We start from the raw sequence: 23,548 nt of genomic DNA, 5'->3' as shown, positions 1-23,548 counted from the left end.
CGTAGCGGGCTTTTTATTGGGTGTATTCGACCTTTGTTTATAGCGAGCTAGTAAAGGTGCGAGTAATCACATCACGTTGCTGCTCAGGTGTTAGCGAGTTAAAACGGACGGCATACCCTGATACGCGAATGGTCAGTTGCGGATATTTCTCTGGATGCTTGGCGGCATCTTCCAACGTTTCGCGCTTCAGTACATTAACGTTGAGATGCTGGCCGCCTTCGTTAACGGCTTGGGTTTCGATTTCGACTTCGCGATAGTCAAACTCACCCAAAGAAGACAAAGCAACTTCTTGGTCTGCTTCAAAGCCCTGCTTTGCACAAACACAACGAGCTTGGTCTGCGTCTTTATTGATCAACCAGATAGAATTGATAAGGTCATCATTGGCCGCTGAGGTTACTTGAATGCCGGTGATCATGGCCTATCCCCTTTATTGATAGTGACTTTAATGATGTAAGATTTCATCATTTTGAGCCCTTATATATACGCCTTTTTCGATGTATATATATTGATTTAGGTCAACTTATGACCATTTTTAGGGGGTGAGTATTTATCTTGCATCAACATAAGTTCATTTATTTCAGTTATGTAGCACGTATTTAAGTGCAATAAAAACCTATTCGTATTAAAGAGCCTGTCTATGTTGTTATTTTATTACAAATGAAAGTTTTTATGCGCTCTTGTGTACACTCACAGGCTCTGTCTGGGCTCTGTCGGTGTGCGATAAGGAGGCAGCATTGCACTATCGGTGCGCAACTACGTAGGTGTGAGTCGGGAGATTGAGTTTAACTATATGATTAATATAGAATAAAAAGGTTGGCATTAATCTTTCATAAGCAATATGGCCTTAATAAAGAGGCGACACCTTTGTAGCGAGATAAGGAGCGACTTATGACTCAGCCAACCACGACCATGCCCCGTACTAGCTTGCCAACGCCAAACCGTGCGGTTCAAGGCCGCTGCCAGCGTCACTATCACGCCCACACCGAGCGAACAAAAGATCGGACTCCCCACTGATTTTAAGCGGCTGCCTCGTTAAAATAGCGCCGGTGTGATGATAAGGAGCAACCATGACTCAGGCGCAAACGTGGCAGCAGGTGCTGGCCGAAGAAAAACAACACGCGTATTTTCGCGATACCTTAGCGTATGTCGACGGTGAAAGAGCCAAGGGCGTTCCGATCTTTCCCCCCAAAGACGATGTGTTTAATGCTTTTCGATTCACCGAGCTTGGTGATGTAAAGGTGGTGATCTTGGGTCAAGATCCCTATCACGGACCGAACCAAGCACATGGACTGAGCTTTTCGGTACGGCCAGGGGTAAAAACACCGCCTTCATTGGTCAATATTTATAAAGAGCTTGCGACCGACATTGACGGTTTTAAGATCCCCTCGCACGGTTACTTACAAAGTTGGGCGCAGCAGGGTGTGTTACTTCTCAATACGGTGCTGACCGTGGAGCAGGGTAAAGCGCATTCACATGCTAAGTTAGGTTGGGAAACATTGACTGACCGCGTGATCGATGTGGTGAATTCGCAATGCGAAGGCGTTGTTTTTTTACTGTGGGGGGCACATGCACAAAAAAAAGGCAAAGCCATTGACCGTGATCGCCACCATATATTGACGGCGCCTCATCCCTCACCGCTTTCAGCTCATCGTGGTTTTTTTGGTTGTAAACACTTTTCACAAACCAATGCATATTTGCTCGAGCAGGGAAGCAATCCGATTGATTGGCAACCGCGTTTAGATGACGAGACAGCGGATAAGCATGAATGAACGGTGAAGCGCTAGTCGATAAATAGACGCTAAGCGGATAGATGAGCGTTAAGCGGACGGATCCGCGTCGGATTGAAGATAAAAAAGGTGCTCATTGAGCACCTTTTAGTCATTTTATGTTGAGGGTGAGTTAATCGAGGTCCAGTTGAGAGAAATCGCCAAAAATATCGATGTCTTCCAATTCTTTTTTTAGCCGCTGTTTATCTTTCAGCGCTTCAATTTCTCTCCATTTACGTTTGACTGGTTTTGCGCGTCCATTGCGCCGTGGTGGGTCTTGCTCAAACATATCGTTAAAGGCAATGTTTTCCATAGTCACCTCTTTTCACCTTGCGGTTAGTTTTTTAATACCACACTCGCCCCTAACATAAAATTGAACTATTTCTCATTTGTGGCAGTGAGATGAAGTTTTTATGAGATTGCGCTCACTGATTTTCCAAATCAGTGACGATTCACTCAACAGCGGCGAGTTTAAATTGACCTCGGTAGCCGTTCACGCGAAGATTGCGCGCCATATAATCATTCCTTTTTAATATGACGAGGGACAGTCAATTGAGCCTACTCACTTTTATCAATGATCTGATTTGGGGCTCGGTACTCATTTATGTGCTCATTGGCGGAGGTATCTTTTTCTCGCTGACGTTGGGCGGTATCCAATTTCGTCATTTCTCGCATATGTTCTCTGTTATGCGTCATAGCCGCCGCCATGACCACGGTAGCATTTCCTCTTTTCAAGCCCTTTGTACGGGACTCGCGGCGCGCGTGGGCACGGGGAACATGGCCGGTGTGGCGGTGGCATTGTCGTTAGGTGGGCCGGGTGCCATTTTTTGGATGTGGCTGATGGCATTTCTTGGTATGGCAACGGCCTTTGCCGAAAGTACCTTGGCGCAAGTGTATAAGGTACAAGATCCCGACGGTTATTTTCGCGGTGGGCCGGCTTATTATATGGAGCATGGCCTTGGCATGCGTTGGATGGGGATCCTTTTTTCTATTTTACTCATTCTCGCCTTCGGGTTGGTATTCAACTCGGTCCAAGCCAATTCTATTTCGCAAGCGGCTCAAGTGGCGTTTGGCTGGCCTCCTGCATACGTAGGCGCAGGATTGGTGCTGGTCAGTGGGTTGATTATTTATGGCGGTCTGCGACAGATAGCCCGAACCGCAGAAGTCGTCGTCCCAGTGATGGCGCTGCTATACCTTTCGCTGTCCTTGTATGTGGTGATCATGCACCTTGATCAGGTGCCAGCCGTCTTTATGCTGGTGATAAAAAGCGCGTTTGGTTTACATGAGGCGGCATCCGGCGCGTTGGGTTATACCTTGGCGCAAGGCATGATCCAAGGGATTAAACGCGGCTTGTTTTCGAATGAGGCCGGGATGGGATCTGCCCCGAACGCGGCAGCGTCAGCGACGCCTTATCCGCCACATCCTGTCTCTCAAGGCTATGTGCAAATGCTCGGAGTTTTTGTCGATACTTTGGTGATTTGTACCGCAACCGTGGCGATCATTCTTCTGTCTGGAGAGTATATTCCCGGGGGGGAAGTGACGGGGGTTGAATTAACACAGCGGGCACTGAGTGCACAAGTTGGGGGGTGGGGAGAACAATTCGTTGCCGTGGCGATTTTTTTCTTTGCATTCACCTCGATTATTGCCAATTACTCGTATGCTGAAACCAATCTACTTTTTATCAATGGCCGCTGGCGTCCGGCACTCCCTTATTTTCGTGCGCTCGTTTTAGGTATGGTCATGTTTGGTGCATTGGCGGAGCTACCGCTTGTTTGGACGCTGGCAGACGCATCCATGGGGATGATGGCGCTCGTCAATATGATCGCGATTTTATTGCTGTCGGGAATAGTGAAACGTCTCGCGGCCGACTATCACACACAACGTTCGTTAGGGCGGGTGCCTGTGTTTGATAGTCGCCGGTTTCCTGAGTTGCATAGCCAATTAGATGAAAAAGCGTGGCCGCTTCCTAAGCGCTAGGGGCAACGGTGTTTTTTTTGCACCGGAGTGATAGGCTTAGCGATAGACAGACAACAAAGGGGTTAGCAAAATGCTGATTGTGGTTTCTCCGGCAAAAACGCTGGATTATGAGTCACCGTTACCAACCGAACGATACACAAAGCCGCAGTTCACTCCGCATTCAGAGGCGTTGATAGCGGTATGCCGTCAACTGACGCCTGCCGATATCGGCTCATTGATGAAGGTGAGTGATAAAATTGCTAGCCTGAACGCGGTACGCTTTGCTGAGTGGTCACCGACATTTACACCTGACAATGCTCGCCCTGCAGCCTTGGCGTTTAAAGGGGATGTCTATACAGGCTTGGATGCAAATTCGATGTCAGAGCAGGACTTTGACTGGGCACAAGCGCATTTTCGAATGCTTTCTGGCCTTTATGGCCTATTGCGTCCGCTTGATTTGATGCAACCTTATCGCCTGGAAATGGGCACCAAGTTAGCGACGCCGCGTGGCGATAACTTGTACCAGTTTTGGGGCGATATCATCACAGATGCACTCAACGAGACGTTAGCGACGCAAGACAATCCGCTACTGATCAATCTCGCCTCCAATGAATATTTTAAAGCGGTCAACAAGAAAAAACTCGCAGGTGATATTATCACGCCCGTCTTTAAAGACTGCAAAAATGGGCAGTACAAGGTGATCAGTTTCTACGCGAAAAAAGCCCGTGGGATGATGGCGCGTTATCTGATTGATCAACGAGCGACATCCGTGACAGATATTAAAGGGTTTGATGTTGCTGGTTACTACTTCAGTGAAGAACTGTCTAAAGGTAATGAGTTGGTATTTCTGCGCGATGAGCAGTAAAGACAAGACTGTGAGTGGTAAAAAAGCCCCATTTGGGGCTTTTTTTGATCGACGCTACTGGCGCGTTATCTCAGTGTAAGATACGTGCACGTATGGTGCCTTCAATGGCTTTGAGTTTTTTCAATGCTTTATCCGCTTGCTCCATCTCCACATCAATGACCACATAACCAATCTGTGCCGACGTTTGTAGATACTGAGCGGCAATGTTAATGCCCTCATCGGCAAAAGTGGTATTAATTTTGGTGAGCACACCCGGGCGGTTGGCATGAATGTGCAGCAAGCGTGAGCGACCTTGATGCTCAGGCAATGACACTTCAGGGAAATTAACACACGATAGTGTCGACCCGTTGTCCGAGTATTTGATTAATTTTCCTGCCACTTCAAGGCCAATATTTTCTTGGGCTTCATGGGTCGAGCCGCCAATATGTGGCGTGAGTAACGCATTATCAAAGGCCTGCAGCGGTGAACTGAACGCTTCTTTATTGGTTTTTGGTTCCACAGGAAAGACATCGATAGCGGCCCCTGCGAGGTGCTGACTTTCTAAAGCGCCGCAGAGCGCGTCAATATCAACCACGGTCCCTCGTGAAGCATTAATAAAGATTGCACCCGGCTTCATGCGTGCGAACGCGTCGGCATCAATCATATTTTGTGTGCTTGCGGTTTCTGGAACATGCAAAGAAACAATATCACTGCGATTCAGTAACTCTGTTAGCGAGTTAACTTGAATGGCATTACCGAGTGAAAGCTTGTTGTCGACATCATAGTAATAGACTCGCATCCCGAGGTTTTCGGCCAAAATACTGAGCTGGGTACCAATGTGGCCATAGCCAATGATCCCAAGCACTTTGCCGCGCGCCTCGTAAGAACGTTCAGCAGATTTTAACCATTCGCCACGGTGAGCTTTGGCGTTTTTCTCAGGAATGCCGCGCAGTAGCAATAAAATTTCACCCAGTACGAGCTCGGCGACGCTGCGAGTATTTGAGAAAGGCGCGTTGAAAACCGGGATACCGCGTTTCGCGGCGGCATCGAGATCAACTTGATTGGTCCCGATACAAAAGCATCCGACAGCCACCAGTTTTTTGGCCTGCTTAAAAACAGCTTCGGTGAGCTGGGTACGTGAGCGTAACCCAACAAAATGCGCGTCTTTGATCGCGGTTTCAAGGTCTTCACCGGTGAGTGAGCCTTTGTGATACTCGATATTGGTGTAACCCGCTTGTTTGAATGATTCAACGGCTGTGGGGTGGACGCCTTCGAGCAGTAAAATTTTTATCTTATTCTTGTCCAATGAATAGTGTGACATGTGGGCTGTTCTCTTCCTTAGAAACAATAGTGGGTCGCAATGTTGCGCCTGAACGCCGGGAGGCATCGTCACCCTTTCCCCTAGATTTCTGGTGAAGACAGTGCAACGGGTGACGTGGTCAGTAGCCTGATCTTTTTACGCCAAGTCGCACATGGGCCTGCGATGAACCGGTATCAGAACAGTGACCAAGATAACAAAAATTCATATAAGGGGTAAGACTTATCCGTTCTATGCCATAAAAAAAGCACCTTTAAGAAGGTGCTTTTAACTTATTGATTACATTGAGCGCAAACGTTTGGTTTTTAATGCTGCTAATGGGCGGGTATAAGCCGTTGATCTGCAGGATTATGCGTTTATTATGCCACTTTTTTCACCCCAGAATCGGTGCCGGTTAGGACGATATCGGCACCGCGGTTGGCAAATAAGCCTACAGTCACCACGCCCGGGATCCCATTAATGGTATCTTCGAGACCTTTAGGATCCTGAATCTTGAGGTTATGAACATCCAGGATAACATTGCCGTTATCAGTCACCACGCCTTGACGATAGCAAGGATCACCGCCCAGCTTGACAAGCTCTCGTGCCACGTAAGAGCGGGCCATTGGGATGACTTCGACAGGGAGCGGGAACTCGCCAAGCACATCGACGTGTTTGGTATCATCGATAATACAGATAAATTTATCGGCAATGGCGGCAACAATTTTCTCGCGCGTCAATGCGGCGCCGCCGCCTTTAATCATATGATTGCGCTTATTGATTTCGTCCGCACCGTCRACATAGATATCGAGGTGACCCACTTCGTTGGCATCAAAGACTTCAATCCCTAACGCTTTTAAGCGCTCGGTCGACGCGTCTGAGCTTGATACCGCCCCTTTGATTTTTTCTTTCATTGGCTCAAGGGCATCAATAAAGTAATTCACTGTCGAGCCGGTGCCAACGCCAATAATACTGCCTGGCTTAACATACTCTACCGCCGCTTCACCGGTGGCTTTTTTCTTTTCGTCCTGGGTCATGGTAACTCCTGCGTAACGGGGAATAAGGCGTGATTATAGCGAAGCCAAATCGTGGCGTCAGGCTATGGGTCGCGAAATCGATGCGAGTCAACGTCTAAGTTGGCGAAATGATGGCTCACCAATGCCAGTGTTGGCTTGGTGTCAGTATATGGGGTAAAGGAATATCCCATTGCTCGCAAGGTAATGAATGCCAACGTTGGCAATCATGGGCGAGGCCAATGGCGGTCGCATTTGGCGCGCACAAACCCAGCGTGCGATCATAATAGCCGCCACCCATGCCTAGGCGCTGGCCGTCGGCGTCAAAAGCCACTAATGGCGTGGCGATGATGTCCAGTTTTGAGCTAGGGATCAGGGTGCGAATATCTAAAGTGGGCTCGGCAATGTTATAACGATTAAGGCGCATGCGCGTGTGAGGGTGGTACTGTAAAAACAGCAAATGGCCGCGACTGAACGGATGAACAACCGGTAAATAAACCTGTTTTCCTGCCTGCCAGCAGGCGTTGATTGCCGGTTGGGTGTCCAACTCACCGTCAAAAGAGAGGTATAAGGCGATACGCTGCGCATGAACGACGTCAGGTAATGTCATAAAGCGTGCCGCAACCTGCTGGGCCGCCTCGGTTTGCTGTTCAGGCGAGAGCTGGCGACGCGCGTGACGGATGGTTTGGCGAATCTGCTGTCTGGGCTGCATAACTGTCCTTAATGCTAGCCTGTAAAGGAGGGCCCCGGGATGCCGTTGGGATCGATGGCCCTTGAACCCGCTGGTTCAAGGCGGGTGGGTAGTATAAACCGTAGGCTTCTCGGTACGAGCCGAGCTTGCTCAGTAGCTTATAACAACACACCCTTCGGTTTGCTTATCGGCTCAGGGACGTTGATCCGCTGACAAACACCCCAGGGAATTCGATTATTTTTGCGATCCTTGCACTGCCACTGCTTTATCGAGTTGGGCAGTCATCAGGGCGGTCCGTTGCTTGACCTGATCTTCAACTGTCTCCAACGCTTGTTTGGCATCATTTAATTCATGACAAACATTCAAAGCGGCAATGGCAATTAGCTGCTCTGTATTGGTTACTTTAGTGCGCTCTGCCAGCCGATGCAACCGTTGATCGAACTCGTTTGCTGCATCTTTAAGCGCTTGCTCTTGTCCAGGCGGACAATTGACGCGAACAAGGCGATCCAGGATTTTAATTTCAACCGGTTGTGTGTTCATAGTCCCAAGCTGGCTCCTCATACGGCCCGCAATGTCGAGGGCCAGATACAGAATAATGGCGCTATTCTAGCAATTATTTTCCCGAATACACTACATCGAAAGCCGCCTTGGTGAGTGATGCAGAGAATTTAGACAAAAATGGACACCGAGGGGTTGATCTTTATCATCGTGGCAACGGCCTTCCTGCTTTTACACTGGGCTTGTGGCCACCATAATGGACAGAATAATTCTGCATCGCACAAGCTGGCCAAGAATCACGGGTTTTTTCGCTGAGTGATTCAGCCCTGTGGTGTGAAATGCTAAACTAACCCACTTATTTTTGAGCGCACGACCAAGGGCAACATTGTGACTGAAACCCGTTTACCCGCATATGCGAAGACTGCAGAAATATTAACAGCAGATAGCCTGGCGGTTACGCCGGCAGAAATGCATGGATTGATCGCCGGCATGCTAAGTGGTGGCTTGGCACTGGAAGAGGGGAGTTGGCTAACCATGCTTTATGATTATACCAACCAAGGAATGGGCTGGCCGACCGAGTCAAAAACCTTGGCCATGCAAAGCTACCATCAATTGAAAACCCAACTGACAGGAACGGATTTAGATCTCGATATTTATGTTCCGGATGATGAACACTCGGGTGTCGTTGCCCGTGCAGAAGCGTTAGTGGAATGGATTAATACCTTTCTTGCTGGCGTTGGTCTGATTGGGACAAAGGGGCGTAAACTATCCAAAGACGTCACAGAAGCGCTCAGCGATTTAAAGGAAGTGGCGCAGTTAGGGATTGACGAAGACGGGGATTTGCAAGAGCAAGCGGACTTGCTTGAGCAGGTTGTTGAGCATGTGCGTGTGTGTAGCTTGGTTGTCCATGCCGAGCTTGGCGCACGTCTTGAAACTGACGACGAGACGCCAAAAACGCGCCATTAACCGCAATGACGTCTGCGGTTTGAGGCGTGGTGATGACTCAGGGTGAGGAAAAGTAGGATGAAAGCCTATGACATAGTGATTGCTGGTGGTGCAATGGCCGGCGCAACCGCGGCACTGGCGTTAGATACGCTAAGTGGCGGGAGGTTACGTATTGCGGTCGTTGAGGCGATGGTGCCAAACCATGGTGATCACCCAGGTTATGATGCGCGGAGTATCGCGTTAGCCGAGGGCAGTTGCGCTGCTTTTGAGCAACTGGGACTTTGGGAGGCGTTGGCGCCGTTTGGCACACCGATCCAACATATTCACGTTTCAGATCGTGGTCATGCTGGGCAAACGCATATTGATGCGCAAACGCAGGGCGTGTCATATCTCGGTCAGGTCATTGAACTGGCAGATGCCGGCGCGGTATTGCACCAAAAACTGCATGCGCGTCCCGCCATCGATGTCTTTTGTCCTGATGCAGTGATCGCGATTGAGCGAAAGCTTGACGCTGTTACTGTCACACTTAAACAAGGACAATCGCTAACGGCATCATTACTCATTGCCGCCGATGGCGGTCGCTCACCTTGTAGTCGTTTGCTCCATCTCCCCCGGCAGCAGCACGACTTTGGCCAAGTGGCTGTGATTGCCAATGTGTCTACGGCGCTTCCGCATCAAGGTCACGCCTTTGAGCGTTTTACCGACACGGGGCCCGTCGCGTTACTGCCCATGTCGCAAGGACGTTGCTCATTAGTGTGGTGCATGACTCCCGATGAGGCGCAACCGCTCACCCAAGTCAGCGATTCGGTTTTTTTACAACGCTTACAACAGGTTTTCGGTTGGCGTCTTGGTAAGTTACTTCATGTCGGAGAACGTCACGCCTACCCGCTGGTGCTCAATCAGGTCGTGCGGCCAGTGAGTCATCGCGTGGCGGTGGTTGGCAACGCAGCACAAAGTTTACATCCCATTGCAGGACAAGGCTTTAACCTCGGCCTGCGAGATGTCATCACGCTGGCTCAAACTGTCAGCGCAGCCTTCCAGCGCGGGCAAGATATTGGCGCGATACCGGTCCTGATGGATTATGCCAGTCAACGCCAGCCAGACAGAGATACAACCGTCGCACTAACATCAGGGCTCGTTCATCTTTTTTCTAATCAGAGTGCACTACTTGCAGCCGCACGGAACGCAGGTTTGGGGTTGATGTCGACCATAGAAAGGGTGAAACAACCCCTCGTGCAACGCACCATAGGATGGGTAGAACCGAAATGAAGATGATCAATGCAGATGTCGCGATTGTAGGTGGTGGAATGGTGGGGCTAACACTTGCCGCCTCACTGGCAGAAACGGACTTACGCATCGTTGTGATTGAAGGTAAAAAACCGGTAATAACACTAGATGATCTACCAGAAAACCGTGTATCGGCACTGAGTCGCGCGAGCGAGAATATGCTTCGTGCCTTAGATGTTTGGCCGGGTATCGTCGCACGCCGACTGGCAAGCTATCAAAAAATGCACGTTTGGGAGAAAGATAGCTTTGCGCAAATTGATTTTGACGCACAGGCATTTGGTCAGCAAAACCTAGGACACATTGTTGAAAACCGCGTGATTCAACTTGCCCTGCTCGACAAAGTGCAGCAGCAGAGTAATGTCACCATGCTCATGCCTGAGCAGTGCCAGTCTATGATGCAAGGTGAGCGCGAAACCTGGTTGCAATTGGCCTCGGGAGGTGGTGTGACGACAAAGCTGGTTGTCGGAGCCGATGGCGCTCGCTCATGGGTGCGCGAGCAAGCACACTTTCCATTGGTTCAGCGAGATTATGGACACCATGCTGTGGTGGCAACGGTACGTACAGAAGCCCCTCATCAAGGCGTCGCGCGTCAGGTTTTTACGCCTGATGGCCCTTTAGCGTTTCTACCACTGTCCGACCCGCATTTATGTTCGATTGTTTGGTCGGTGCCGCCTGAACAAGCGTCGGAGTATCGCGACATGGCGTCTGATGGATTCGAGCGGGCGCTCACGGCTGCCTTTGACGCTAGATTAGGCCGATGTGAGGTGGCCGGACCGCGTGCGAGTTATCCTCTTACCATGCGTTATGCTCAGAATTTTGCCTCTGAGCGCATTGCCCTTATCGGTGATGCCGCACATACCATTCATCCGCTTGCCGGCCAAGGGGTGAATTTAGGGATGTTAGATGCGGCCGCGTTAGCACAGACACTCGCGCAACTTTCAGAAAAAGGGAAAGATGTCGGGGCGTATGCGTCACTGCGTCATTTCGAGCGTTGGCGTAAAGCGGAAGCCATGCAAATGATTGCGGCGATGCAGGGATTCCGGAGCTTGTTTGATGGTCAAAACCCAGTGAAAAAGCTCGTTCGTGGTGTAGGTATGCGCGCGGTGAATCACCTACCCGGCGCCAAACAGCCCTTTATGGCCAAAGCCTTGGGGCTAGAGGGAGAGCTCCCTGATCTCGCGAAGTCACCTGCTCGGCGCGCCCATTTTTCTTGATCGTGTGACAACGGAAATTGGCGAAAAAAAGAAAATATGCTAAACAGCATGACGAACAGCTTGTCTGGAAGTTTGTATTTACCGACGGATGTTGCACATTAGCACTGGATACAACTAGAGCACTGGCTACAACCTGAGTATTGGGTATAACAAGGTCATTGGGTCTAACAAGGAACAATATTATGAGCGATATTCCATCCGGATTAAAATTTACTGAGACGCATGAGTGGGTGCGTCCTGAAGGGGAAGGTCTCTTCACCATTGGCATTTCCGATCATGCTCAAGCGTTGCTTGGTGATATGGTTTTTGTTGATTTACCTGATGAAGGTGACACCTTTGATGCCGGGGATGATTGCGCAGTGGCCGAGTCGGTCAAAGCGGCGTCAGATATTTATGCGCCGATTTCCGGGCAAGTGATCGCCGTGAATGAGGAGTTGGATAGCGCCCCAGAGTTAGTCAACAGCGATCCTTACGGCGATGGTTGGCTCTTTCAAGTTCAAGCCACTGACGAATCAGAAATTGATGCCTTGTTTGATGCACAAGGGTATGAAGAAACCTTAGGCGACCAAGATGCCGATTAAGGTGTAGTACCAACCGTGTGCCACTAGCATTGACAAGTGAGGGATCCTGGCGGGATCCCTTTCTGTTTATTGGCTTCCCGGTAAGTGATGTCGGCGTGATCAAGCGCCGATGTCACCTGTGTTTGCCAAGCCGTATGGGAGATGCCAAGCTCACTACTTATTCATCGTCAGTCAGAGAGTAAGGTAGAGGCTCACGCTGCCAGATAAACTCTGGCGCATCCGCTAGGCGAAATGCTGTCTCGTCATCGAGGTTGTTTGGCAGAACTGCTAGCACTGCTGCCTGGCCATTAGCTTGACGGTAACCGGCAAGCACGGTCCCACCAGAGCGCCAGTTTTCACCGACAGAACGCTCGATTTTATCCCCAGCCACCGGTGTATGTGTGGCTTGTCCTGTGAGTTTATACATGGCCCGCTTGTTTATTCCTCGGTATTTAGCGCGAGCAACGGTCTCTTGGCCGGTATAACAGCCTTTGGTGAAGCTGATGGCATTCAATGCCTGCAAATTCAACGATTGAGGAATAAATTCTCCACTGGTTGCGGCTTCTATGCGAGGGAGTGCGGCATCGATTTCATATCGGTCCCAATATTCACTGCTGAGAAGGATCGCGGACGACTGATACTGATTCACGAGTGCGGTTGCCGCCTCGGGAGTGATCGCGAGTAACCAACGATGAGGCGCGATCATCACCGCCGTTCCCTGCTCGCCCTGGCGGACGTTACCTTGTGGGCCAAAGTGGTCGGTCACCCACTTTTCCGCCTGGGTGCCAACCACGCCAAGAAGTACGCAGTCGACTTTATCAAATGCGATCTTAGAGAAGATGGCGTATTTTTTGACTTCCTGTAATTGGGTTGCCTCAATCGATGCCGGCTGCACCATGGCTAAGCCATCTTGGAAGTGGAAAAAACGTAACACGGACCAGACTTTACCTTTTGGATCGCAATGCGCCGCTAAGGTCGATTGATCCACGTCGAGCTGCTCAATATCGCAAGTGAGCTGGCCTTGTAAGTATGACTTAGTGTCGTCGCCACTAATTTTGGTTAACGCCCAATTATCGAGGGCAACAATGGCCAGTTCCGGCGTCTGGTCACTGGGGTGTTGTGCCACAGGCTCAAAAGCTTGGGTTTGATACCATTCGCTCATATAAATCACGCTCTCCGTTGAGAAAACACAGGCTATCTCTCGTATAGTAATGGTGCATAACAGGCTTGTCAGCCTTTGTATTGTAAGGGTATTGCGCCAAACGACGGATTAACGCTAGAGAGCTCTCAGATTCGTCTTTTCTTTTTTGGGAAAAGTGGTCGTCAGACCCTGGCGTTGATAGTATCCATCCACTGATATCAGTGATAGAGGTCAACATGGTTAACACTGAAGATAAAGCGCGAATTCGTTGGGCATGCCGTCGGGGGATGCTGGAGCTTGATGTATTAGTCATGCCCTACTTTGAGGCATGCTACGACACATTGAATGAAAATGAAAAACAGGATTTTGTCGCATTTTTAGAAAGCGCCGACCCGGATCTGTTTGCCTGGCTGATGGGGCATGGTAAACCTGACGACCCCAAGATGGTCTCTGTTGTCGAGAAGGTGGTTGCCTATAACCGAAGTAAGTTGCGTACATAGCCAACTCCATTGCCCGCGCTATGTCACCGTCTGTTTATTCCTGGTCGGGATGATGGTGGCATGGCTATTGGCGGTGCATGTGTCCCTCCCGCTTTGCGCGCGTGCTTTCCTGACGCTTCACGTTGTCCGTGAATTGATTCACTTTCAACACCGACTGGTCGAGAGTACCGGCTGTGTCACTGTGTATTTTGATGATTGGATAAGGCTACCCAGCGGCGAACGCCAACCCATTACATGTATCTGGGCGACGCCTTGGCTGATGATGCTCAAAGCGCAATCGGATGCGCGCTGTTTGTATTTGTGGCGCCATGGCTTGCCGGACTATCATTTTCGTTTGATTTATCGGCATTATTGTCAACCAAAGCAGGATAATTTGTGACATATTTATGACACCTTGGTTGCCTTGCTTTACTTTTTCCTAACATCGCCGATAGTTAGTGCAAGTACGTGATTAATCCAGTCTTGCTCTGAAGGTGTTGTAGGGTCGTTATGAAAATAAAACACAAGTTGCTTTCTCTTACCGTGATGTCGGTGTTGGCATTACTCGCTGTGATGGCAGCGGCGTGGAACGCTGAAACGCGGTTAGATAAAATGCATCGCCAGTTAACCGCGGTGTCCGATCTCGAGGTCGTACTGCTTAATTTACGCCGTAATGAAAAAGACTTTCTTGCTCGGATGGATCCCAAATACCTCTCTCGGTTTGAAAACAACGTCGCAACCTTTAATCAGCAACTGACCGACTTTCGAGCACGCAGTGCCTCCCTTGGGTTAGAAACCGTCACGATTGATGACGTTAAGACAGCCATGCAAGCTTATGCAAATGGGTTCAGCGAACTGGGTGACGGCTACCAAACATTAGGTTTAACGACAGAGCAAGGCTTAAGAGGCCAAATGCAAAGCGCGAGTCAAGCGCTCGTGGCCGCAACTGAAAACGATATTGTGCTAGAAAGCAGTGCTCGCTTGTTAGTGGCGGACGCCAAGCTGTTTGTTCAAAGCAGTCATCTGGATTACATCGACCAATACCAAAATCATATGGATGCCTTAACAGATTATCTTGAAGGTGATCTATTGGCACTGTTTAAAGCTCACCAGTCTGAAGTTGAAAACGTTGTTGCGCAGAAAAAAGCATTAGGTTTGGCGCCAGATAAAGGGCTTTTGGGCGAGATACGGAGTCAAACGCACCAAGTGGAAAATATGTTTGACGCGTTAAGCAAAGAATACCAGCAAGCGATCGATCAAGCGCTACGCCAGACCACGATAGTGACGGGGTCGATAGTATTGGTGTTAGCGATCATCATGACGGTGGTTTCTCTGTGGATGAACCGAGGTATTCAACGGCGCATCGCGCTGTTCAGTCAGCAGATGGCGGCCATTACTCAGCAACGGGATCTGACCTTGCGCGCCGATGAGACTGGGCAAGATGAAATTTCACTGATGGCAAACGATGTCAATCAGATGCTGAGTAGTATTCAAAAAATGGTGGTCGATGTTAGCCGAGCGGTGCAGGCTTTACACCAAAGCGCAGAGCAGGTGGAGTCTCGCACGGCGCAAACCGGCACCGCACTGGCGACGCAGCTGGATGAAACGACCCATGCTGCAACGGCGATGAATGAGATGGAAAGCACGATTCGGGATATTGCCGGCAATACCGATCAGGCGGCTGATAACGCGAGAACCAGCCTAGGTCGTGCGCAAAATGGACAGCAAGTGGTGGATGATACCCGGACGATGATCATGACATTGGCCGAGACACTCAGCAATACCAGTAACGAGGTGCTTGAACTGAGTAAGCTGTCTGAGACCATTGGCTCGGTATTGGATGTCATTAAAGACATTTCAGAGCAAACGAATCTGCTGGCACTCAATGCTGCCATCGAGGCCGCGCGTGCGGGGGAGCAAGGACGAGGGTTTGCAGTAGTCGCGGATGAAGTGCGTCAATTAGCGACTCGTACTCGGCAATCGACCGATGAAATATCGGGCATTATTACCTCGCTGCAGGCGCAAACACAGTCAGTAGCAGAGCGTATGGAGCAAAGTCGAGAAGATGGCGAAAGCTCTGTCACCAAAGTAGATGCCGCCTCGCAAGAGCTGTCACAGATTATGCAAGATATGCAACAGATTATGGATATGAGTACGCATATTGCGACGGCGATAGAGCAGCAAAGCTCGGTTGCTAAAGAAGTTAACCAGAATGTGCACAACATTCAAGACATTGCCCAGACGAGTACTGAACGCGCGAGCCAAAACCGTCAAGCTGCTCATCAAGTCGCAGAAGAAGCGGCTAACTTAGAGCGGGCCGTAAGTGAATTTAAAAGCTAATCATACGGCCAGTCGAGAGACTGGCCGTTGTTTATTGCGACGATACCATGCGCCACATTAGCACGGCTGATCGGGAACGAGGATGGTCGGACCTGATTGGGCATGAGCGTCAGGATAGTCAATGGTGTAATGTAGACCACGACTTTCTTTGCGTTGCATGGCACAACGCACCATCAATTCAGCGACTTGGAGTAAATTACGTAATTCGAGCAAGTTATTCGAGACACGAAAATTAGCGTAGTACTCGTGCGTTTCTTGTTTAAGTAGCTCAATGCGACGCAAAGCACGTTCTAAGCGCTTGGTTGAGCGCACAATCCCCATGTAATCCCACATAAACAGGCGCAGCTCATGCCAATTGTGCTGAATCACCACTTCCTCATCGGAACAAATCACTTGGCTCTCATCCCAAGCTGGCAACGCTGTGTGTGGCTCTATATGGTCTGAGTGGGCTTTAATATGCTCAGCGGCAGACCACGCATACACCACACATTCGAGCAAGGAGTTAGAGGCCATGCGATTTGCACCGTGTAGCCCGGTATAACTCACTTCACCAATGGCATATAAACCAGGCAGATCCGTAGTGCCATTTTTATCCACCATCACACCACCACAGGTATAGTGGGCGGCCGGAACTATCGGGATGGCGTCTTGGGTCAAGTCAATGCCGTACTCTTTTAGCTTCTCGTAAATGGTGGGGAAGTGCTTGGTGATAAATTGCGGATCTTTATGGCTGATATCGAGATACATACAATCAGCGCCAAGCCGTTTCATTTCATAATCAATCGCACGCGCCACGACATCACGGGGAGCAAGCTCACCACGCGGATCAAAGTCTTGCATAAAGCGCGATCCATCCGGGCGTTTTAGGTGCGCACCTTCACCACGTAATGCTTCGGTTAGCAAAAAGTTACGCGCGTCAGGGTGGTATAAACAAGTCGGGTGGAACTGATTGAACTCAAGATTCGCGACACGGCAACCTGCTCGCCATGCCATCGCAATGCCATCACCAGAAGAGACGTCTGGGTTAGAGGTGTACTGATACACTTTAGACGCGCCACCTGTTGCCAGCACCACATAATTGCAGCGGACAGTTTCTACAACTTCTTGATTGCGATTCCAAATATAGGCCCCTAACACATGATTAGGGCCGCCGAGTCCGACTTTTTTACGCGTGATAATGTCCAGCGCGTTATGACGCTCGAGTAGGGTGATATTAGGATGTTGTCGAACGTTATCTTGCAATGAATTTTGCACCGCCATACCGGTTGCATCGGCGGTGTGTAGAATACGTCGATGACTATGACCACCTTCGCGAGTGAGATGATAACGCGGGGTTTCATCATCACTGTCTTCTTGATCGAAGGGCACGCCGCCATCAATCAGCCATTGAACACAGTCTTTGGCGTTACGGGCGATAAAGTCGACAACATCGGTATCACAGATACCGCCACCGGCTATTTGTGTATCTTCGACATGGGACTCCACTGAGTCTTGTTCGTCAAAAACAGCGGCGATGCCGCCTTGTGCGTAGAGTGTCGCCCCTTCACTGAGAGGGCCTTTACTGAGTACGATAACCCGGTGCGTGGGCGCCAAACGCAGCGCCAACGATAAGCCAGCGGCACCGCTGCCGATGACCAACACGTCACATTGATGTTCCTGAGTTGTGGTCGTCATGATCCCTAATCCTCTTTCTGCGCTCCCAATGTTACACCAATTTGACGCGGCCGCGCGCGCTAAGATCAAATCCAGTCTTGCTTGGGTGAAAGTTTGCAACCGTGGCATTGTTTGGGGGACAATACACGCAGCCAAAGACGCGCGCTTTGGTCATTCCGTCACAGTAATGTGATTTCACGCATAATAAAACCAACATGGTGAGGAACTTTTCTCCTAAGCGGTCATCGAATTCTCAGCGAAAGCTCGCAAGCGGGTTTAACCGCGCTCTGACAACGTCGGACCTAGAATGTCGATAATCGGGCGAAAAGATCAACCAAGGAGTAAACGCTCGAATGGGCGAGCAGCTAACCGACCAGGTTCTAATAGAACGTGTACAGAATGGTGACAAGCAAGCTTTCAATCTGTTAGTCGTCAAATATCAAAATAAGGTATGTAACCTTATTGCCCGCTATGTAGGCTCACACAGTGGTGATATTCCGGATATCGCACAAGAAGCGTTTATTAAAGCGTATCGTGCTTTGCCGGGGTTTCGTGGCGAAAGTGCGTTTTATACTTGGTTGTATCGCATTGCAGTGAACACCGCGAAAAACCATTTGGTGGCACAAGGACGACGTCCACCAGGCAGCGATATTGATGCCGACGAAGCAGAAAATTACGAAAGTGGGGGGTCGTTAAAAGAAATATCGAACCCTGAAAACTTGATGTTGTCTGAAGAATTGAGGCAGGTGGTGTTTTCGACCATTGAAACACTGCCTGACGACTTAAGAACCGCAATCACCTTACGCGAGCTCGATGGGCTCAGTTATGAGGAAATTGCACAGGTAATGGATTGTCCAGTCGGTACGGTACGGTCGCGTATATTTCGAGCGCGTGAAGCGGTAGAAAAGCGCATCCGGCCACTGATGAAACGGTAACGAGTTTTACTGGCTGCATGACGGTGACTTGAATGACGGATAAAGAAAAAATTTCGGCATTATTAGATGGCGAACGGGTGGACACGTCGGTGATCCATGACATAGAGCGAGATAATAGCGCACAACAGACCTGGAGCGACTTCGGCATCATTCGTGATGTGATGCGTGGTGACGCGCCTGGCTCGTTGCAATGGAACATTGCCGATTCTGTCGCGTCCGCGTTGGAAGCAGAACCGGCTTATCAAGGCGCTCACGTTGACAGTAACGTGCACCCGATGCACGAGTCACAGCCGCGTCCGGAAAAGGCGCGTCGCCACCTACCTGGCTGGCTGCAACAGCTCACTCAGGTCAGTGTCGCCGCTTGTGTTTCTCTCGCCGTGATCGTAGGCGTGCAGCATTATAACCAGTCTGAACCAACGTCTCCGGGGGTTGGCAATCAAACCCAACCGCCAGTATTGGAAACGATTCCTTTTGCAGGTGCTGCTGAACCGGTGAGTTTAAGCCGGAATGATTTGCGTGCGACGCCTTCAGAATCTGAAATGATGGAGCAGCGTCGGCGCGTCAATGCAATGCTCAAAGACTATGAATTGCAGCTAAGGTTGAATAAGGATAGTCTGTCTAGCAATCAGACAATGGCACCGTCGACAAGCAGTAGTAAGCAATGAAAAAAACTCTGATCGGTGCGCTTGCGCTGGTCAGTTTGATGTCTGCGCAAGCCTCGGCCGAACCCTCTGCCGAGGCTTTGTTACATCAAATGGATACCGCAAGCGATACCTTGGACTATGAACTGTCCTACATTCTCGTTGGCAAAAATAGCCTAGAGCCACTGCGTTTTCGCCATGCACGGGTAGGTGGCGAAGCGTTTGGTCATCTCATGTATTTGAGTGGTCCGTCGCGAGAAGTAATTCGTCGCGGAAAGGAAATCAGCTATTTTGAACCTGGTTATGACCCTTTCACGATCGCCAGTGATCATATGGTGGCACCATTGCCTACTCTCATTCAGGCCGATATTGATATACTGGCAAACCATTATGACTTTGTCTCAATGGGGCATGCGCGCGAGGCGGGCATGGATTGCCAGGTTGTACGTATCACACCGAAAGATGGTGAGCGATATTCGTACGTGCTTTGGCTAGACCAAGACAGTCACCTACCGGTGAGAGCCGATTTACTTGACCGAGATGGGGATCCGCTTGAACAGTATCGCGCCTTATCGCTGGTGGTTACGCCTAAAATTAACGACGCGATGCAAAAACTCACGCAGTTAGCCCTGCCGCCGGTATTAACCCTCCCGCAAACAACCCGCCGCTCTGACCTGGATTGGCAGGTGACGGTGCTGCCAGATGGCTTTAAGCCTGTGTACAGTAACCGCCATCGTTTAATGATGACTAAGCGGGCAGTGGAAAGCCAAATGTTTAGCGACGGCCTTTTTAGTTTTTCTGTTTATTTAGCCAAAGCCGACGATGTCTCCGTGCGTAAACAGATAGTGCGCCAAGGCCGACGGACGCTGCACAGTGTTATCAATGGCAACGCCGAAATTACAGTGGTGGGGGACATTCCACCGGAGACCGCTAAACGGATTGCTGATTCGGTTCGTATTAATCGCATGCCAACATCACAGACAGAGTAAAAGGTTGCACCATGATTAAAGCACTGGCGGAGGTAACAGGGTACCAAGACGGCTGGCTGTCCCTTGCCTGTCAGCAGCAAACCAGCTGTGGCAGCTGCAAATCGCAAAGCCAGTGTGGCACTGGCATTGTGTCCAAGGCCCTACCCGGAAAAGTGAACCATGTCAGCGTTCGTTCGCCAGAACCGCTGCCGACAGGAACGCTCGTTGAAATTGGCCTCGGTGAAGCCACCTTGCTCCGCTCGGCGCTGGTGGTTTATATGGTGCCATTAATGATGATGTTCGTGGGCGCCTTACTGGGACAATTTTTCTTTGCCGCGTTGGCAGGCAGCGGTGAAGGAGGTGTTATCGCACTAAGCCTAGGCTTCGGTGCCCTTGGGGTCGGTATCGCACGACGCTTAGCGAAATATGTCGGGAGTGCCGAACAGCAGCAGCCTGAGCTTCTGCGTGTCATGGGAGAGCCAATTTCCGAGTTGGCAGTGATAAATACCCGACACCAGGATAGCGACTAGCCACTATTTTCGGTAGAATCCAGCCCAATTGATCTTAGGATCCCATTCTTATTGATAACGAGTAAGTCACACCCACTTATGAAGCATATTCGTAACTTTTCGATCATCGCCCATATTGACCACGGTAAGTCGACGCTTTCTGATCGACTCATTCACGTATGCGGCGGCCTTACTGACCGGGAAATGGCAGAGCAGGTCCTTGACTCCATGGATCTGGAACGTGAACGCGGTATCACCATCAAAGCACAAAGTGTGACACTGAACTATAAAGCCAAAGACGGCAATGAGTATCAGTTGAACTTCATCGATACGCCAGGACACGTCGACTTCTCTTATGAGGTGTCGCGCTCACTGAAGGCATGTGAAGGTGCTTTGCTGGTGGTGGATGCAGGACAAGGGGTAGAAGCACAGACGCTCGCCAACTGCTACACCGCAATGGATATGGACCTTGAAGTGGTCCCTGTCCTGAACAAAATCGATTTGCCGGCCGCCGATCCAGACCGTGTGGCGCAAGAAATCGAAGATATTGTTGGTATTGAAGCCATTGAAGCCACGCGTTGTTCAGCCAAAACAGGGGTTGGAGTCGATGGCGTACTCGAAGATATTGTTCGCCTTATTCCACCGCCGGAAGGTAACCCCGACGCCCCCACTCAAGCGTTGATTATCGACTCTTGGTTCGATAAATACCTTGGCGTGGTGTCGTTAGTGCGCATTCGTGAAGGCTCGCTAAAAAAAGGCGACAAAGTGAAAATCATGAGCACGGGCCAAGAATGGAACGTGGACAGCATTGGCATTTTCACGCCCAAGCGTAAAGAGCTTAATGGTTTGCAAACCGGTGAAGTAGGCTGGGTGATCTGTGGGATCAAAGATATCCTTGGTGCCCCCGTGGGCGACACCATTACCCATGCCAAAAACGGCTGCGAAAAACGCATTGAAGGCTTCCAACAAGTGAAACCTCAGGTGTACGCGGGCTTATTCCCGATTTCATCCGATGATTATGAAAGCTTCCGTGATGCTTTGGATAAGCTGAGCCTCAATGATGCTTCTTTGTTCTTTGAGCCCGAAAGCTCGGCGGCACTGGGCTTTGGTTTCCGTTGTGGCTTCCTTGGCATGCTGCACATGGAGATCATTCAAGAGCGGTTGGAGCGCGAGTATAACCTCGATCTTATCACCACGGCCCCCACGGTTGTTTACGAGGTAACGCAAACCGATGATGAAGTCATTTATGTAGACAGCCCTGCTAAGCTGCCCCCTGTGAATGACATTCAAGCCATTGGTGAGCCTATCGCGCGTTGTAATATCTTGGTGCCCAATGAATTCGTCGGCAATGTGATTTCCTTGTGTGTTGAGAAGCGTGGTGCCCAAGTGGATATGGTTTATCACGGTAATCAAGTCGCGCTGACCTATGACATACCCATGGCGGAAGTCGTGTTGGACTTTTTCGACCGTATTAAGTCAACATCGCGCGGTTATGCCTCGTTAGATTATAACTTCGAACGTTACGACGTGTCTGACATGGTACGGGTGGATATCTTACTGAATGGCGAGCGTGTCGATGCACTGGCGATTATTACGCACCGTGCTCATGCGCAACCGCGTGGTCGCGAGCTAGTGGAAAAGATGAAAGAGTTTATTCCGCGTCAGCAGTTTGATATCGCCATCCAAGCCTCGATTGGCAATCACATTATCGCTCGTTCAACTGTCAAGCAGTTGCGTAAAAACGTCACGGCAAAATGTTACGGCGGTGATGTGAGTCGTAAGAAAAAACTATTGCAAAAACAAAAAGAAGGTAAGAAGCGCATGAAGCAGGTCGGTAATGTCGAGCTGCCGCAAGAAGCTTTCTTGGCCATTTTGCATGTGGGCAAAGATAAATAACAACGGATTCCATGATGGCCAATACGTTTTCTTTAATTTTAGTGCTGGTGACCTTGGTCACCGGCTTGGTTTGGGCGTTAGATAAATACCGCTGGGCGCCGCGTCGCCGCCAGGCTGCAGGCAAAGCACTGAAGGTCGCACAGACTGATTTAGATGCCGAACAAGTCGCGAAAGTGATGCCACAACCGAGTTGGGTTGAGAATATGGCGTCTATTTTCCCGGTGATCGCGGTGGTTTTAGTGTTGCGATCATTCATTTATGAGCCTTTCCAAATTCCGTCCGGATCGATGATGCCAACCTTATTGGTTGGCGATTTTATTTTGGTGGAAAAATTTGCCTATGGGCTGCGTGATCCGGCTTTTCACACTGAGCTGGTTGGTACTGGCAAGCCTGAGCGCGGTGACATTGTGGTGTTTAAATATCCGCCGCAGCCGAATATTGACTACATCAAGCGTACGGTGGGGCTACCCGGCGATACCATTGTGTATGAAGATAAGCGCTTGTGTATTCAGCCTAAAGGCGAAGCGCAGTGCCAGCCTGTCGCGATAGATAACATTCAGCCTAGTGAATTTGCACAAGGTGGTGTGAATCTGGTGCAAGCACAAGAGCAGCTGGGTGAGCAAGCGCATCAGATCCTTGTCCATCCGAATAAGCGCGATCGAATCAGTGCCTATCAGCCACGTCCGGGCGTCAATCGTTGGGTGGTGCCGGAAGGGCATTACTTTATGATGGGTGATAACCGCGATAACAGTGCGGATAGCCGCTTTTGGGGCTTTGTGCCTGAGCGCAACTTAGTCGGCAAAGCGGTGGCTATTTGGGTCAGCTTCGAATTCGAGCGCAACAGTGACAGCTGGCTACCATCGTGGATACCGACAGGGATACGCTTTAACCGTATTGGTGGAATTGATTAATTCT

General features: G+C 50.0%; 25 protein-coding genes and 1 other RNA gene. 17 read left to right on the top strand and 9 right to left on the bottom strand.

Annotated elements, in window-relative coordinates:
* Positions 1–37: 37 nt before the first annotated feature.
* Positions 38–415 carry an autonomous glycyl radical cofactor GrcA gene (grcA, locus tag BZG76_RS00765; RefSeq protein ID WP_021022125.1) on the bottom strand — a complete coding sequence of 126 codons (378 nt, stop codon included), beginning with the start codon at positions 413–415 and terminating at the stop codon, positions 38–40.
* A gap of 473 nt (positions 416–888) precedes the next feature.
* Here grcA and BZG76_RS15595 point away from each other — a divergent pair, with 473 nt between their 5' ends.
* Together BZG76_RS15595 and ung are read left to right on the top strand one after the other, a co-directional pair.
* Entirely contained in the window at positions 889–1,014 is a 126-nt protein-coding gene (locus BZG76_RS15595; protein WP_274532491.1) for a hypothetical protein, read from the top strand.
* Positions 1,015–1,067: 53 nt separating this feature from the next.
* The gene (ung, locus tag BZG76_RS00760) at positions 1,068–1,769 is read left to right on the top strand and encodes a uracil-DNA glycosylase (RefSeq protein ID WP_077459806.1); all 702 of its coding nucleotides are present in this window, start codon (positions 1,068–1,070) and stop codon (positions 1,767–1,769) included.
* A 130-nt stretch (positions 1,770–1,899) separates the two neighbouring features.
* Here the strand turns inward: ung and BZG76_RS00755 are convergent, their stop codons facing one another.
* Complete coding sequence (locus BZG76_RS00755) at positions 1,900–2,079, bottom strand: DUF3545 family protein (protein ID WP_025674805.1); 180 nt, start codon at positions 2,077–2,079, stop codon at positions 1,900–1,902.
* 239 nt (positions 2,080–2,318) lie between these two features.
* Between BZG76_RS00755 and BZG76_RS00750 the strand changes: the two genes are divergently transcribed.
* Positions 2,319–3,743, top strand: a complete 1,425-nt coding sequence (locus BZG76_RS00750) for an alanine/glycine:cation symporter family protein (RefSeq protein WP_236719522.1) — start codon at positions 2,319–2,321, stop codon at positions 3,741–3,743.
* A 70-nt stretch (positions 3,744–3,813) separates the two neighbouring features.
* Positions 3,814–4,587: a peroxide stress protein YaaA gene (yaaA, locus tag BZG76_RS00745; RefSeq protein ID WP_077459804.1), complete on the top strand. Its 774-nt coding sequence runs from the start codon at positions 3,814–3,816 to the stop codon at positions 4,585–4,587.
* A 70-nt stretch (positions 4,588–4,657) separates the two neighbouring features.
* Here the strand turns inward: yaaA and serA are convergent, their stop codons facing one another.
* The 5 genes from serA to zapA all read right to left on the bottom strand — a co-directional run bounded on the left by serA (position 4,658) and on the right by zapA (position 8,107).
* Positions 4,658–5,887 (bottom strand): phosphoglycerate dehydrogenase, encoded by a 1,230-nt coding sequence (gene serA / locus BZG76_RS00740; protein ID WP_021022120.1) that lies wholly within the window; start codon positions 5,885–5,887, stop codon positions 4,658–4,660.
* A gap of 356 nt (positions 5,888–6,243) precedes the next feature.
* The gene (rpiA, locus tag BZG76_RS00735; protein ID WP_077459803.1) at positions 6,244–6,900 is read right to left on the bottom strand and encodes a ribose-5-phosphate isomerase RpiA; all 657 of its coding nucleotides are present in this window, start codon (positions 6,898–6,900) and stop codon (positions 6,244–6,246) included.
* A gap of 115 nt (positions 6,901–7,015) precedes the next feature.
* A complete protein-coding gene (locus BZG76_RS00730) occupies positions 7,016–7,588 on the bottom strand; it encodes a 5-formyltetrahydrofolate cyclo-ligase (protein WP_021022117.1) in 573 nt (190 codons plus the stop codon).
* A gap of 27 nt (positions 7,589–7,615) precedes the next feature.
* Positions 7,616–7,798: non-coding RNA, 6S RNA (gene ssrS / locus BZG76_RS00725), on the bottom strand.
* Positions 7,799–7,801: 3 nt separating this feature from the next.
* Entirely contained in the window at positions 7,802–8,107 is a 306-nt protein-coding gene (gene zapA, locus BZG76_RS00720) for a cell division protein ZapA (protein WP_077459802.1), read from the bottom strand.
* A 345-nt stretch (positions 8,108–8,452) separates the two neighbouring features.
* On the opposite strand from zapA, the gene BZG76_RS00715 reads away from it, so the two are divergent.
* The 4 genes from BZG76_RS00715 to gcvH all read left to right on the top strand — a co-directional run bounded on the left by BZG76_RS00715 (position 8,453) and on the right by gcvH (position 12,092).
* Positions 8,453–9,031: a UPF0149 family protein gene (locus tag BZG76_RS00715; protein ID WP_077459801.1), complete on the top strand. Its 579-nt coding sequence runs from the start codon at positions 8,453–8,455 to the stop codon at positions 9,029–9,031.
* 57 nt (positions 9,032–9,088) lie between these two features.
* Complete coding sequence (gene ubiH / locus BZG76_RS00710; protein ID WP_077459800.1) at positions 9,089–10,279, top strand: 2-octaprenyl-6-methoxyphenyl hydroxylase; 1,191 nt, start codon at positions 9,089–9,091, stop codon at positions 10,277–10,279.
* Positions 10,276–11,511, top strand: coding sequence for an FAD-dependent 2-octaprenylphenol hydroxylase (locus BZG76_RS00705; protein WP_077459799.1), 1,236 nt, complete (start codon positions 10,276–10,278; stop codon positions 11,509–11,511). The genes ubiH and BZG76_RS00705 overlap by 4 nt, the downstream gene beginning before the upstream one ends.
* 182 nt (positions 11,512–11,693) lie before the next feature.
* Entirely contained in the window at positions 11,694–12,092 is a 399-nt protein-coding gene (gcvH, locus tag BZG76_RS00700; RefSeq protein WP_021022112.1) for a glycine cleavage system protein GcvH, read from the top strand.
* A gap of 157 nt (positions 12,093–12,249) precedes the next feature.
* On the opposite strand, the gene ygfZ is transcribed toward gcvH, so the two are convergent.
* On the bottom strand, positions 12,250–13,233 hold the full coding sequence (gene ygfZ / locus BZG76_RS00695) for a tRNA-modifying protein YgfZ (protein ID WP_077459798.1): 984 nt from the start codon (positions 13,231–13,233) through the stop codon (positions 12,250–12,252).
* Between the two features lie 215 nt (positions 13,234–13,448).
* Between ygfZ and BZG76_RS00690 the strand changes: the two genes are divergently transcribed.
* From BZG76_RS00690 to BZG76_RS00680, 3 genes are all read left to right on the top strand, one after another.
* Entirely contained in the window at positions 13,449–13,712 is a 264-nt protein-coding gene (locus BZG76_RS00690; RefSeq protein ID WP_021022110.1) for an FAD assembly factor SdhE, read from the top strand.
* Entirely contained in the window at positions 13,681–14,091 is a 411-nt protein-coding gene (locus BZG76_RS00685; protein ID WP_131825307.1) for a hypothetical protein, read from the top strand. The genes BZG76_RS00690 and BZG76_RS00685 overlap by 32 nt, the downstream gene beginning before the upstream one ends.
* A gap of 110 nt (positions 14,092–14,201) precedes the next feature.
* Positions 14,202–16,031 carry a methyl-accepting chemotaxis protein gene (locus tag BZG76_RS00680; protein WP_077459796.1) on the top strand — a complete coding sequence of 610 codons (1,830 nt, stop codon included), beginning with the start codon at positions 14,202–14,204 and terminating at the stop codon, positions 16,029–16,031.
* 57 nt (positions 16,032–16,088) lie between these two features.
* On the opposite strand, the gene nadB is transcribed toward BZG76_RS00680, so the two are convergent.
* The gene (gene nadB / locus BZG76_RS00675; RefSeq protein ID WP_077459795.1) at positions 16,089–17,705 is read right to left on the bottom strand and encodes an L-aspartate oxidase; all 1,617 of its coding nucleotides are present in this window, start codon (positions 17,703–17,705) and stop codon (positions 16,089–16,091) included.
* Between the two features lie 332 nt (positions 17,706–18,037).
* Between nadB and rpoE the strand changes: the two genes are divergently transcribed.
* The 6 genes from rpoE to lepB all read left to right on the top strand — a co-directional run bounded on the left by rpoE (position 18,038) and on the right by lepB (position 23,544).
* Positions 18,038–18,619, top strand: coding sequence for an RNA polymerase sigma factor RpoE (rpoE, locus tag BZG76_RS00670; RefSeq protein WP_021022105.1), 582 nt, complete (start codon positions 18,038–18,040; stop codon positions 18,617–18,619).
* A gap of 32 nt (positions 18,620–18,651) precedes the next feature.
* The gene (locus BZG76_RS00665; RefSeq protein ID WP_077459794.1) at positions 18,652–19,284 is read left to right on the top strand and encodes an RseA family anti-sigma factor; all 633 of its coding nucleotides are present in this window, start codon (positions 18,652–18,654) and stop codon (positions 19,282–19,284) included.
* Positions 19,281–20,249: a sigma-E factor regulatory protein RseB gene (gene rseB / locus BZG76_RS00660; RefSeq protein ID WP_077459793.1), complete on the top strand. Its 969-nt coding sequence runs from the start codon at positions 19,281–19,283 to the stop codon at positions 20,247–20,249. The genes BZG76_RS00665 and rseB overlap by 4 nt, the downstream gene beginning before the upstream one ends.
* 11 nt (positions 20,250–20,260) lie before the next feature.
* Positions 20,261–20,758 (top strand): SoxR reducing system RseC family protein, encoded by a 498-nt coding sequence (locus tag BZG76_RS00655; RefSeq protein ID WP_077459792.1) that lies wholly within the window; start codon positions 20,261–20,263, stop codon positions 20,756–20,758.
* Between the two features lie 78 nt (positions 20,759–20,836).
* Positions 20,837–22,633 (top strand): translation elongation factor 4, encoded by a 1,797-nt coding sequence (gene lepA, locus BZG76_RS00650; RefSeq protein ID WP_077459791.1) that lies wholly within the window; start codon positions 20,837–20,839, stop codon positions 22,631–22,633.
* Positions 22,634–22,647: 14 nt separating this feature from the next.
* Complete coding sequence (gene lepB / locus BZG76_RS00645) at positions 22,648–23,544, top strand: signal peptidase I (RefSeq protein ID WP_077459790.1); 897 nt, start codon at positions 22,648–22,650, stop codon at positions 23,542–23,544.
* The last annotated feature ends 4 nt before the right edge of the window (positions 23,545–23,548 follow it).

The organism is Salinivibrio sp. AR647 (assembly GCF_001995415.1).
GTDB classification, from domain to species: domain Bacteria; phylum Pseudomonadota; class Gammaproteobacteria; order Enterobacterales; family Vibrionaceae; genus Salinivibrio; species Salinivibrio costicola.
The sequence above is the reverse complement of the archived record's forward strand: the minus strand, read 5'-3'. Positions and strand labels throughout refer to the sequence as shown.